Source organism: Pleurocapsa sp. PCC 7319 (genome assembly GCF_000332195.1).
In the GTDB taxonomy this organism is placed as follows: Bacteria; Cyanobacteriota; Cyanobacteriia; order Cyanobacteriales; family Xenococcaceae; genus Waterburya.
This window is the reverse complement of the sequence record NZ_KB235922.1, coordinates 3,559,430-3,571,812: the sequence shown is the minus strand read 5'-3', so window position 1 is coordinate 3,571,812 and position 12,383 is coordinate 3,559,430. Positions and strand designations below refer to the sequence as shown.

Genomic DNA, 12,383 nt, shown 5'->3' with positions numbered 1-12,383 from the left:
ACATACTTAATAACTAACCGGATGAGCTTAACAGAAGAAATACTCTCACAACAGCCTGATAATGTCCTTGAAAGACTGCGAAGAGCAGATAAGTTTTGGTCAGCTTTGCGCTCAGGAAATATAGATGCTCCAGATGTAGTTGACACAAGTACAGAATGTTTGGAAGATTGCGAAGTTGATATCGTTATTTGTGGAGGTACATTAGGCATCTTGTTGGGTGCTGCATTACAAAAACTTGGTTGGCAAGTTACCTTGATTGAGCGGGGAATTTTACGAGGCAGAACACAAGAATGGAACATCTCCCGCCAAGAATTAGCCACTTTGGTTGAATTAGAGCTATTGTCTGAAGCTGAATTAGAACAGGCGATCGCCACAGAATATAATCCTGCTCGAGTTAGTTTTCAAAACGGACAAGAAGTATGGGTAAAAGATGTTTTAAATATCGGGGTCGATCCAGTTTATTTATTAGAAACACTAAAACAAAAATTTCTTCAAGCTGGTGGTTTATTACTGGAAAACACAGCGTTTAAGTCCGCCCAAGTACATCCTGATGGAGTAATACTAAAAGCAGGAGAACAGGCAATTAAAACTCGCTTGCTGATTGATGCTATGGGTCACTTTTCACCAATCATTAAACAGGTAAGAAAAAGTGCAAAACCCGAAGCAGTCTGTGTGGTAGTTGGTAGCTGCGCCCAGGGCTTTCCTGAAAATAATACAGGAGATTTAATTTATTCTTTTACACCCATCATCAACTATTGCCAGTATTTTTGGGAAGCGTTTCCTGCCAGAGATGGTCGTACAACCTATATGTTTAGCTACTTAGATGCTAACCCCGAAAGACCTAGCCTCGAATACTTTATGGAGGAATATTTAAGACTGCTACCAGAATATCAAAACGTTAGCTTAGAACAGCTAGAATTTCAGCGATTTTTATTTGGTTTTTTCCCTGCTTACAAGAATAGTCCGATCAAGTTACCGTTTAATCGCATCTTACCCGTGGGAGATAGTGCGGGAGGACAATCTCCAGTTAGCTTTGGTGGTTTTGGGGCAATGATACGTCACCTCAAACGTCTGACTTATGGTATCAATGAAGCTCTAACCTTAGATAGTTTAAACAGTAAAGATTTAGCTATATTGCAACCTTATCAACCCAATATATCTGTTACCTGGCTATTTCAGCAAACTATGAGTGTTGAGGTGGGCAAGCAAGTTAATCCACAACAAATTAATAATTTAATGAATGGCGTCTTTGCAGTGATGGAGCGTTTAGGAGATAGTGTCCTCAAACCATTTTTACAGGATGTAATTCAATTTATCCCTCTGGCGAAGACCCTACCCCTAGTCAATCCTAAGCTAGTTGTTCCTTTGATACCGCAGATTGGAATCAAATCTCTGGTCAATTGGACTGCTCACTATCTTAATTTGGCAATGTACGGTAGTTTTTATAGCGCAGCTAAATTAGTTCAGCCAGTAGTCAAAAATTTATCTCCGACTCAGCAGTATTATTATCATCGTTGGCTAGATGCCTGGAAGTATGGTTCTGGTGGGGATTATGATGAGTAATAGTGAGAATATTGACCTATAACTTTTGACCATAGGGCAGTTACTATTCGAGAATTAATAAGATAGTTGATAATCGATTATCTATTACAGATTTCAATCTGTTTTTTTATTGTCGTGGTTTGTTGATTCTAACTAAAGATTTGGTTAAGGAACGATTATCGATTTTAACGTCAATACCAATAAATACTTTTAGTTAGACCTATCGGAGTTAAATGAATGAAATTTTCTGGGAAAATTACCAAACTATATGTAGGAGGAACAATCAGCTGTACCTTTCTACTAAGTGCCTTAGCTTTGAACCTACAACCACAAATTACCAAAGCTTCAGTTACTCAACTAGCTCAAACTCTTACTCCAGAAGAAGTTAATCTTCGTGCTAAGCAAATTACTGTGCGCATAGATGGTGCTAGTGTTGGTTCTGGTTCACTGATTGAATATTCTAATAATGTTTATACCGTGTTAACCAACTGGCACGTTATGAAAAATCCTGGAGAATATATTGTTCAGACCATTGACGGCAGAAAACATCCAGTTGATCCCGCCAGCATTAAAAAATTACCAGGGTTAGATTTAGCGATATTACAATTCACCACTAACCAGAACTATCAATTAGCCGAAATAGGTAATTCGGGAAATTTGAATGAAGGACAAAGTATTTATTTTGCTGGCTATCCTGGAGAATTACGTAAAGAAGATAATCGTTACTATCGCTTCTTTCCAGCTAACTTGGTTGGTATACTACCCAAATCAACAGAAAACGGCTATTCTCTCATCTATAATGGCGAAGCCTTTCCTGGTATGAGTGGGGGACCAGTATTTAACCAAGAGGGTTTGATGATCGGTATTCATGGGGAGGCTAATGTCAATGCCATATCTGGAGGGACTTCCAATTACGCAATTCCTATGAATAGTTATCAAGAGGCGATTGGCTCTGCCACCTCGCAAAGCGAGATCGCTAAGCCAGATAGTCAACCTATCGCCAAAAATCCAGCACCAGCAGTGGAAGAAACAAATATCCCAGAAACCTCATCTCCGCCAACTACCGATGTAGCTAACCAGCCGGAGGTTGAGTCAACTCCAGAATCAGAGCCAACTAATCCTACTTCCTCTCAACCAGATAACAGCGATCAGCCTGAAGTATCAACCGACCCCGATACTATTACTTCAGTACCTACTTTTACTCCTGCTCCTACTCAAGAAACTGTAAATTCTGAAGTTGAAAATGAAGTGGCAGAGTCGAATGAATCGCCAACTCCTGATGTAGTAGTTGAATCGTCAGCAGAAACTGAATCTCAACCTGAAACCGATGAAGCTCTTAACCAACCCAATGGATCAGAAGCAGCAACTACTGATGCTGCTAAAATTCCTAATAAAATAGCTTTGATTTCAGAGAAAACTGGTATTGATTACAGCGTGCTGCGTGATTTGTTAAAAAATCAAAAATGGTCAGAAGCTGATCTGCATACCTATAAGCTAATAGAGCAAATTGTCAAAACGGCTAAACAGCAAAATAAGCACGTATTTATTGAGCTCAAAACTATTGCCGAATTTTCTTGTCCTGATATCACGACTATTGATTATCTCTGGAAAAAATATAGTGGTAATAAATTTGGTTTTAGTTCACAGCAAGAAGTTTGGCAGAGTGTTAACCAAAAAGGAGATTTCTCAACTGAAACCTGGCGACAATTTGCGACACAAGTTGGTTGGAAAAAAGGTGAAGTCTCTAGCGGTACTGGATATCTACTATATGAACAATTAAGTTTTAATCCTACGGAGGCACCAGTAGGTCATCTTCCTTGGTGGTTTGCTCTGCCCGAGGTAGAACAGAAAGTGATCAAACATCTCTTCGCCCGCTGTAATTTTAATCCCTCGGCTCAGGAGGTAGAAGCAGAAGCCAGAGACAATAAACCCCCAAATAATTCCCAAAATACTTCTGATTCTCAGAGTGAAGCCGCTAAAAATAGCGAATCCATTATCGACCAAGAGCCAAAGTCTTCTAATAACCACCTGAGCAAAAATAGTTAAATTGCACGCAACAATGAAACACCATCAAATAGCTTTAAAAATTAGAACTACAGGAAAATCACTCCACAAAATTACCAATCAAGTTGAACAAGCCGTGGCACAATCTTCGGTAAATACTGGTTTGTGTACTATATTTGTCCGTCATACTTCTGCATCTTTGGTAATCCAAGAAAATGCCGATCCCGATGTCTTAAGGGATTTAGAAAACTTCTTTGCTCAATTAGTACCCGAAGATTCTATGCGCTATATTCACAGTGCGGAAGGTCCTGATGATATGCCAGCTCATATTCGCTCGGCTCTTACCCATACCTCGGAACATATTCCCATTTCTGGAGGGAGATTAGTTTTGGGTACCTGGCAGGGAATTTATCTCTGGGAACATCGTCAGCGTAGCCATTACAGAGAGTTGATTGTTCATATTAATGGTGAACAACATTGAATCAATTGATTTATCATATAACCTCATTGGCTGAGTGGGATTATGCTCAATCTATTGGTGTATATCAACCAAAAGGTTTTGTTATCGAGCAATTTATTCACTGTTCTTATCTTGACCAACTTCTGACAGTAGCAGATCATTTTTTTCGAGGGCAAAATAGTCTTGTTATATTAGTTGTTGAGCCTTCAAAAATAGATAGCGATTTAGTAGAAGAAAATCTTGAAGGAGGAACAGAATTGTATCCTCATCTTTATGGTTTATTGCCCTGCACTGCGGTAAAAAAAGCGCTCGCTTTTCCCTGCAATGCTGATGGTAGCTTCACTCTACCTGAGGAATTAAAAGTTTGAATTATGCTCTAAAAAACATTTATCTCGATCATGATCGTCTTTGTAATGCGATCGCTCTCCATGCAAAAAGTAAAATCCTGTGGTGTAATTTGTTTCACTAAAACTAAACAACCATCATTTCTCTTAATGAAGCGATCGCATCGTTACGATCTACCTAAAGGTCATATTGAACCAGGGGAAACAGAGCTACAGTGCGCTTTACGAGAGTTATCTGAAGAAACAGGAATTACTAAACGACAAGTTTGCTTGGAATTGGATTTCCGCTATAGAACAATTTATTATCCACGATACAGACTTTTTGGTGGGCAAAAAGTTGAGAAATCGCTGGTTATTTTTTTGGCTTGGGTCAGTGAAGAATTAGAAATTGTGATGACAGAACATAGTTCTTCGGAGTGGATTAAATGGAATCCTCCCCATTATTTCCATAATCGGATCATTGATGAGTTGTTGTTGGCAGTAGATCGGTTTTTATAAAACTATTCCCATCTTACTGATAGTGAGGAGATTACAGGCTTAACTCAACTGTTCAATTAAATAATCTCCTACTCTTAATGCGTTAGCAATGACTGTTAAGGCTGGACCAATAGCTGCACTAGAAGGAAAAAAACTACTATCGACTACATATAGATTCTCGACATCGTGAGTACGACAGTTGAGATTAAGTACTGAAGTTTGAGGATTTTCGCCAAAGCGACAAGTACCGCATTGATGTGCCACAACTTGAATGGGAACAGTTCCGTAAGGATGGATTCCGCGAGATTGCTTATCTGTAGTTTTGAGAACTTCTTGCCAACGATATAATAGGCGATCGTGTGCCTCAAGGTTGTTAGGAGTATAGTCTACGTAAAGCTTATTGTCAGTTAACCTAACTCGATTATTAGGATCGGGCAAATCTTCTGTTTGTAGCCACCAGCCCAGGGAACGTTTCGCTAATTGTTTTAAGCCAAATCCAGGCATTAATTTAGCGGCAACCGATAAAATTGGTGGAGATTCTGAAAAGATTACGTCTTGTAAAATCCCTCCCGCATCTTGGATATGACCCATTGGGTAGGGAAAATCTTCATCACCCCAATAGAAATCATTAATATACATAGTGCGTTGAAATAATCCAGAATGAGGCTGAGGAGATTGTTGTAAGATGACCGTCATCAGGTGTTTCATTAGATTGCGTCCCATTAAATCGGAACTATTAGCCAGACCGCGAGGATGTTTTTCATTTGCCGATCGCAATAATAAAGCAGCAGAATTAATCGCCCCACAGGAAAGTACGACAATATGACCCATAAATAGATAAGATTGTCCGTTTATCTGAGCTTCAACGGCTTTAACCTCACTTCCTGAAGCATTGGTATGTAAAGCTACGACTTTAGCCGACGTTTTCAACGTTACATCATGACCTGCCTGTATTGCGGGGCTAACTCCTGTATCTTCTGAATCCGTGCGTCCTTCATCTCCGATCCCAATAGGTAAGTAAGCCGGGTGTAGTCCGTATTTAAAAAGGCGATCGCTGATTTCTTGGATAGGTGGGATGCGATCGACAGGTGGTATGGGATAATCTTGGCTTCTAGTCGGTTCTGTGGGATCATCCCCTGCTTTACCATGAGTGCGATACAGCTTTTCTGCTTCGGTGTAATAAGGTTCAAAATCTTGATATTTTAAAGGCCATTCAGGGGAAATACCATCTTGATGCTGTACTTGCTCAAAATCTTTTTCTCGAAATCTTAAAAAAGCTCCACTATAAATTTTAGTATTGCCACCGACACAGTAGCTAGTTTGAGGATTAAATGGTTCACCCTCGCGATCGTACCATTGCTCTGGGGCGTGATAATCTTCTTTCTTAAATACTTCAACTTCAACTAATTCAGAACTTTCTTTATCGGTAAACTCTCCCTGTTCTAATACCAAAATCTTTTTGCCAGCTTCGGCTAATTTGCGAGTTAATGTCCCTCCCCCCGCACCCGTACCAACAATAATTACATCGTAAAAGCGATCATCGATAATCATATTTTGATTTGTCCTTTGTTATTCGTCATTCGTTATTCGCCAATTCTTATTAATAGCTATTTGTTAATTGTCATTTCCATGAGTAAATCTCCATCATCGAGATTACCAATATAGGAAAATCCGATTTTTTGATAAAGTTGTCCTGCTATTTTATTTTTGGGTTTGTGCATAGTTTGAATGCGTTTTACACCCAATTGTTTTATTTCATCAATAACAAGTTTGAGCTAAATTAGTCATTTATTGGATTGATTTGAGAATATTTTTCGATTGTTTTCTCCCAATCATTAAACAGTTGGAGAGATACATCAAAACGTTCTTCCCATTCCTGACTTTCTTTGTTTGACTTGTAAATTTCAAAAGCTGACTCTGGAGAGTTATCTTGGCAGTAATATTCAACTTTATGATCAAGTATATTCTTGACAATTTGAAACTTTGAATCTAATTTTTGGTTGAATTCATCATGAATATTTTTCATTACTATAATATATTCCTTGATCAGCAATCTAATATTTAGCTTTTTAGGATATTTTTGTAATTCTTGCTGAGAATAATTAGACAATTTATTTTCAAGATATGTCTTTAATTCTTGTCTTTCATCTGACAGCTTTAATATTTTATTAACATCAGTAGTAAATCCAATTTTTATGACTGGATTGTTAATTGACGTTGGACTCCCCGTTATTGGACTAGAATGGTGCTGTGTGTAATTTCTTAACTTCCAGAAAAAATTACACATGGTATTTTGATCGTGGTGTTCATTCTTAATATTTTCTAGGATCTTGCGTATATCATCTTCTCCCGAAAATAATTCTCTCTGTTTATTTTTTCCTTGATAATCGAATAAATCTAGATACGATCTACAGGTAGTAAGCAGATTCATCACAAGCAGATTAAAAATGTGAGTATTTTCGAGTCTAAAAGAACCATTTTCCCATTGTTCCCTGAAATCATTAGAATTATTCTTAGCTTTAGTCTCTATTCTCTTGCTCTCACTCTCTAGTTGGGAGAAGTTTCTGACGACATAAGAAAAAAATTCTTTGACCAATAGAATATCCCAAGCTAGTTTTCTGGCGTTAGTAATTTCTTGATATTCAGCTTCATTAATTCTTACTGGATTTCCCACTTTAGGGAGAATGGGTCTAATTACATATTTCACAATCATTACCTAAATCAATTTAGTCATATAATTCCCAAAAAGAATTAGCATGAGTGCTTTGACTAGATTTATTCTCAAACCCATCGATAAAGAACTGTGAGGCGACATGACCTCTTAATTTCGCGATCGCAACTAGCTGTATTATTGCCAGACATAAATCAGAATAAACAAAATAATCCAAATAACATCGACAAAGTGCCAAAACAGTGAAGTAGCCTCTACGCCAAATTGCCCGTCTTCATAATTCCCAGGAATAAAGGAACGAATTAGCATAATTCCCTGAAGCAGCACACCAGTAAAGACGTGCAAACCATGAAAACCAGTTAGTAGATAGAACGTTCCGCCAAATACGCCAGAAGTAAAACCAAATTGCAGAGTATTCCATTCCACTGCTTGTCCATAGAGGAAATAGCTCCCCATAGCCATAGTTAGTAACCAAAAGAAGCGAAAACCCCAAAGATTTTTGTCATGAAGATAGCGTTCGGCAATATAGATCACAAAACTACTGGAAACAAGAATGATGGTATTGATGGTCGGGTCTCTGACCTCTAGTCCTTCTACACCAGAAGGAAGCCAATTAGAGGTTGTGGTTTTATAAACTATGTAGCCAGCAAAAAAACTAAGGAAAATAACGCTCTCAGAAAGCAAGAAGGTAATGAAGCCGAACATACTATTGCCAGCTTCATCATGTTCGTGTTCGTATACTGCGTGGCTAGAATGGTTTAATTGCTCTTGATCTAAAGTAGGTTCTAAACTGGTCATAATTGTTGATTTTTGATTGTTAGTTGTTAGTAGAGTAAGGTGGACGACTGAAGGGAGTACTTTAGTGCATTGCCACCTTACAATTTTTAATTAGTCAAAGGTACTTAAACTACAAAATTTTTTTGAGAAAGAACTTTATTTTTCTCGGAAAAATTTTCCATCCCTGTTGTCGTTCTTTTCTAAATCTTTTGCTTATTTCTTATTTCTTACTTTGACAAACTCGATAAACCATCTGACCTTTAGGTAAGCTCATTTCTAAAGCCACTGTACCTTGAGGTGTAATTTCAGAAACAAATGGCTTAGTAGCAAATCCCCAACCAATTAAAGTATTACCGTTGGGAAGACGTTCAACTGAACCTTGAGCAGGTGTATACTGATTATTGCTATAACTCCAAATTAGTCTAGCAGTAAAATTTTGCTCATCAATTTCGTATTCGACGGCGCGAGACTCTTTTTGAGAATGTAATGTCCCATTGTCGAACAGCAATAGATTATTGTTGGGTAGAATTCGCGCACTATGTTGATTGGAAAAACCATTATTAGGATCGTTTACAAAAGTGAACTGATTCTTCAAACATTTAGAACCACCAATACACCAGATTATGTCTTTAGTTTGTCGATCTATCTTAATTAGACAATTCATATACTTCAAAGATAAAAGTATATTTCCGTCAGGAAAAAAACCTAGTGCGTTGGCGTGAGCATAATCTACGTGCAAGGGAGCAATGGCATTAATATCTACATCAGGACTATTAGTACTATTAAAAATATCATTAAGATCGAAGTGTTGTTTTCCATGCCAAAACCAAGTAATTTCACCAGATGATGTTTGCTCTATGATGACTGGATCGTAAACTAGAGCTTCTTTATCTCCTCCTATACTACTCAAGTCTATTTTACGGCTCTGGTAAGATAGCAATAACACATTGCCGTTTTCCAGTAGTAGAAATTCATGCAAATCCGTAGTACTTTCAGGTAAATCAACTATTCGGAAAGAGTTAATTACTTTTAAATTGCGATCGCACAAATAATGAGTGCCACTATGTCCTCCTCCATTAACTCCAATTTTTTCTAAAATCCCGTAAGAGTAACCGTCTGGTTGTGATTGAAATAAATATGCCTTCGTCAAAATACGCCGATAAAGTAATATTTTTCCAGTGTATTTGTCAATCTCAGCAATATGACTGTTAAAACGTTCAATATTACTGAGAAATGGGTTATTGGCATTCGTAAACAGTAATGTTCCAGGGTATGGATTCTCCAAGATTCCTATATTGATTGTTGGAAATTTCAACGGTAGCTTTTTTGGCTTAATTACAGGTTGAAAAAAACGTTGTCCCCAAACTAGAATGCGAATTAGCCAAATGGGAGGTATAGATATTTCAGTATTGTTTACTACTCCACTAATAGCACTATCAGTCATAATTCTATTCTTCGTTTTTTGTCTTTCATCATTGACACTAATGGCTAATCACTAATCACTAAATAATGACAAATAACTAACCTATATTCTCTGTCAATGGTTCCGACTTACCATATCCATAGGGTTCTGCAATTACTATAGGAAGCTCTTCAAAGTTTTCCACATCGGGAGGAGAAGTTAACAGCCATTCCAAACCAATTGCACGCCAAGGATTATTTGGGGCTTTTTTACCAGAAATCCAAGAACTAATCATATTGAGTAGAAAAGGTATGGTAGACATTCCTAGTACAAACGCGCCAATACTAGCAATTACGTTCCAAAAAGCAAATTCGGGATCATACGAGGCAACTCGCCTGGGCATTCCCATTAAGCCTAAAGGGTGCATCGGTAGGAAATTGAGAGTAGTACCAATAAAGGTTAGCCAGAAGTGAAGCTTTCCTAGTCCTTCGTAGTACATTTTTCCCGTCATTTTAGGAAACCAGTGGTAGATTCCAGCATACAATCCGAAGACGATCGCGCCATAAATAACGTAGTGGAAGTGTCCGACTACAAAATAAGTATTGTTGACGTGAATATCTACAGGAACAGAGGAAAGCATAATCCCTGTAATGCCAGAAAAGACGAAATTGATCAATCCTCCTAGGGCAAACAACATCGGAGTATCCAGACGGAGTTTGCCGCCCCAAATCGTTCCTACCCAAGCAAATACTTTAATTCCTGTCGGCACGGAAATCAGCATGGTAGAAAACATAAACAGCATTCGCATCCAATCAGGAGTACCACTGGCGAACATATGGTGTACCCAAACAACTGCACTTAATCCAGTAATAATGAGAGAAGAAACAGCTACTACTTTGTAGCCAAATAAAGGCTTACGAGCATATACGGGGAAAATTTCGGAGAAAATACCAAATACTGGCAAAATCATTACATAAACTGCAGGATGAGAATAAAACCAGAAAAAGTGCTGAAATAATACGGGATCGCCTCCTTGAGTAGGATCGAAAAAGGTAGTGCCAAAGGTTAGGTCGCACAGCAGCATAACCGCCCCAGCAGTTAAAGCAGGAAGTCCAAATAGTTGAATAATTTGCGCTGCCAATACTGTCCAAACAAATGCCGGCATTTTAAACCAACTCATCCCAGGACAGCGCATTCTGAAGATGGTAGTCACAAAATTGACTGCCCCCATAATCGAGGAAACACCCGACATCGCTACTGCTAAAAGCCACAGAAATTCTCCGTTGAGCCATTGTCCGCTGGGATTTTGAATGCTAACCGGAGGATAAGACCACCAACCCGCTTGAGCGGGACCGCCAGGGACAAGAAAACTAAGGAGAAACAAGATCCCGAACACGGGAACCATCCAGAATGCCACAGCGTTGAGACGGGGAAAAGCCATATCTTTCGCCCCAATCATGATGGGAGCTAGATAATTGGAGAATCCAGCTAACACGGGAAACATCCAACCAAACAGCATGATTGTGCCATGCATGGTAAACAGCGCATTATATACCGTGCGATCAATTAAATCTGGTTCGGGGGTAATTAATTCTCCCCGCATAATCATGGCAAAAATGCCAGCTAGGAGATAAAAGAAAAAGGCTGTAACTATATATTGAATACCAATTACTTTATGGTCGGTACTGAAGCTAAAGTAGCGTCGCCAACTAAGGGGTTGCTCGTGGACATGGATCTCAGTTTGTGGGGTTTCTGGTGCAATTTGAGTCATTTTTGAGTCAAGAATACTGAGTTGGTGTTCTAGGGATGATAGTTAACCACTGGAGAAGAAGCGGGGACAACTGTTGCCCAACCTGCCTTGTCTTTTCTTTGTTCTCTGAGGGCGTATTCAGTGGCAGCTTGATTAGGAGAGGGAGAGGGTTCTGTTTGAGCTGCTTGAGCTAACCATTGCTGATAATCTGACATTGATTCAACTATTACATCTGCCTGCATAGCAGCAAAATATGTACCGCTATATTCAGAATCTCGCAGACGATATTTACCTGTACGAATGGGGGTGAATTCAAAGTCCATACTTCTTAGAGGAACAATATCTTGTTTAACTCTGAAAGCAGGGATATAGAAACCGTGAATTACATCTTGCGATCGCAATACTAAATGGGCGCGACGATCGATGGGAAGGTGTAGTTCGGTACTGGTAACATTTTTCTCTGGATAACGGAATACCCAAGCCCACTGTTTGGCATCTACTTCGATGTTGGTCATAGGTGCGACTGCCTGATCAATCGGTTCAGCGTAAGCAGCAGGAATCGATTCTGGCAAATGGTTGTGTGCCATTTCCATTGGACCTCGAATAGACATTTCAGTGTAAGTTTGATAGCTATATGCTGCAATCCAGATTACTAAAGCAAAAGGGATTGCTGTCCAAATTACTTCTAAGGTTACATTTCCCTCGATGGGAGGACCATCACTGCGGTCATATCTTCCTGCGCGATGGAAGATGACCGAATACATTACTGTTCCCGTAACTCCTAAAAGTATAAATGTTCCTAGAGTGACTAAAAAGCTAAATAAATCATCTACTAGCTGAGATTCAATAGAGGCTTGAGGAGGTACCCAAGAATAGGACAATTGACCTACCCAGATACTGATTGCACCTAACGCCAAAGCGATCGCAACCAAAGTCAAAATGGTTTTAAACTTCAC

Annotated in this window: 11 protein-coding genes; 5 read left to right on the top strand and 6 right to left on the bottom strand. The window is 38.9% G+C overall.

Annotation, left to right across the window (positions count from 1 at the left end; all coding sequences use genetic code 11):
• The first annotated feature begins 21 nt into the window (after window positions 1-21).
• The 5 genes from PLEUR7319_RS0120150 (at window position 22) to PLEUR7319_RS0120130 (ending at window position 4,848) form a co-directional block, all read left to right on the top strand.
• A complete protein-coding gene (locus PLEUR7319_RS0120150) occupies window positions 22-1,563 on the top strand; it encodes an NAD(P)/FAD-dependent oxidoreductase (RefSeq protein WP_019507037.1) in 1,542 nt (513 codons plus the stop codon).
• A 216-nt stretch (window positions 1,564-1,779) separates the two neighbouring features.
• Entirely contained in the window at window positions 1,780-3,588 is a 1,809-nt protein-coding gene (locus PLEUR7319_RS38385) for a GUN4 domain-containing protein (protein ID WP_019507036.1), read from the top strand.
• A gap of 13 nt (window positions 3,589-3,601) precedes the next feature.
• Window positions 3,602-4,027 carry a secondary thiamine-phosphate synthase enzyme YjbQ gene (locus PLEUR7319_RS0120140; protein ID WP_019507035.1) on the top strand — a complete coding sequence of 142 codons (426 nt, stop codon included), beginning with the start codon at window positions 3,602-3,604 and terminating at the stop codon, window positions 4,025-4,027.
• Window positions 4,024-4,374: a DUF952 domain-containing protein gene (locus tag PLEUR7319_RS0120135; protein ID WP_019507034.1), complete on the top strand. Its 351-nt coding sequence runs from the start codon at window positions 4,024-4,026 to the stop codon at window positions 4,372-4,374. Before PLEUR7319_RS0120140 ends, PLEUR7319_RS0120135 begins: the two co-directional genes overlap by 4 nt.
• 30 nt (window positions 4,375-4,404) lie before the next feature.
• On the top strand, window positions 4,405-4,848 hold the full coding sequence (locus tag PLEUR7319_RS0120130) for a bis(5'-nucleosyl)-tetraphosphatase (protein ID WP_202804255.1): 444 nt from the start codon (window positions 4,405-4,407) through the stop codon (window positions 4,846-4,848).
• 39 nt (window positions 4,849-4,887) lie between these two features.
• Here the strand turns inward: PLEUR7319_RS0120130 and PLEUR7319_RS0120125 are convergent, their stop codons facing one another.
• The 6 genes from PLEUR7319_RS0120125 to PLEUR7319_RS0120095 all read right to left on the bottom strand — a co-directional run bounded on the left by PLEUR7319_RS0120125 (window position 4,888) and on the right by PLEUR7319_RS0120095 (window position 12,383).
• Complete coding sequence (locus PLEUR7319_RS0120125; protein ID WP_019507032.1) at window positions 4,888-6,378, bottom strand: GMC oxidoreductase; 1,491 nt, start codon at window positions 6,376-6,378, stop codon at window positions 4,888-4,890.
• A 229-nt stretch (window positions 6,379-6,607) separates the two neighbouring features.
• Window positions 6,608-7,534 (bottom strand): hypothetical protein, encoded by a 927-nt coding sequence (locus tag PLEUR7319_RS0120115; RefSeq protein ID WP_144054348.1) that lies wholly within the window; start codon window positions 7,532-7,534, stop codon window positions 6,608-6,610.
• 141 nt (window positions 7,535-7,675) lie between these two features.
• Window positions 7,676-8,296, bottom strand: a complete 621-nt coding sequence (locus tag PLEUR7319_RS0120110; protein WP_019507029.1) for a heme-copper oxidase subunit III — start codon at window positions 8,294-8,296, stop codon at window positions 7,676-7,678.
• Between the two features lie 199 nt (window positions 8,297-8,495).
• Window positions 8,496-9,719, bottom strand: coding sequence for an aryl-sulfate sulfotransferase (locus PLEUR7319_RS0120105; protein ID WP_019507028.1), 1,224 nt, complete (start codon window positions 9,717-9,719; stop codon window positions 8,496-8,498).
• Window positions 9,720-9,795: 76 nt separating this feature from the next.
• Window positions 9,796-11,448, bottom strand: a complete 1,653-nt coding sequence (gene ctaD / locus PLEUR7319_RS0120100) for a cytochrome c oxidase subunit I (RefSeq protein WP_019507027.1) — start codon at window positions 11,446-11,448, stop codon at window positions 9,796-9,798.
• Between the two features lie 29 nt (window positions 11,449-11,477).
• Window positions 11,478-12,383: a cytochrome c oxidase subunit II gene (locus PLEUR7319_RS0120095; protein WP_019507026.1), complete on the bottom strand. Its 906-nt coding sequence runs from the start codon at window positions 12,381-12,383 to the stop codon at window positions 11,478-11,480.

What these genes read in the sequence shown, in the direction of transcription:
- PLEUR7319_RS0120105 (WP_019507028.1), bottom strand. Translation starts at nt 9,719, where the DNA reads ATGACTGATAGTGCTATTAGTGGAGTAGTAAACAATACTGAAATATCT.
- PLEUR7319_RS0120110 (WP_019507029.1), bottom strand. Translation starts at nt 8,296, where the DNA reads ATGACCAGTTTAGAACCTACTTTAGATCAAGAGCAATTAAACCATTCT.
- PLEUR7319_RS0120150 (WP_019507037.1), top strand. Translation starts at nt 22, where the DNA reads ATGAGCTTAACAGAAGAAATACTCTCACAACAGCCTGATAATGTCCTT.
- PLEUR7319_RS38385 (WP_019507036.1), top strand. Translation starts at nt 1,780, where the DNA reads ATGAAATTTTCTGGGAAAATTACCAAACTATATGTAGGAGGAACAATC.
- ctaD (WP_019507027.1), bottom strand. Translation starts at nt 11,448, where the DNA reads ATGACTCAAATTGCACCAGAAACCCCACAAACTGAGATCCATGTCCAC.
- PLEUR7319_RS0120125 (WP_019507032.1), bottom strand. Translation starts at nt 6,378, where the DNA reads ATGATTATCGATGATCGCTTTTACGATGTAATTATTGTTGGTACGGGT.
- PLEUR7319_RS0120130 (WP_202804255.1), top strand. Translation starts at nt 4,405, where the DNA reads ATGATCGTCTTTGTAATGCGATCGCTCTCCATGCAAAAAGTAAAATCC.
- PLEUR7319_RS0120140 (WP_019507035.1), top strand. Translation starts at nt 3,602, where the DNA reads ATGAAACACCATCAAATAGCTTTAAAAATTAGAACTACAGGAAAATCA.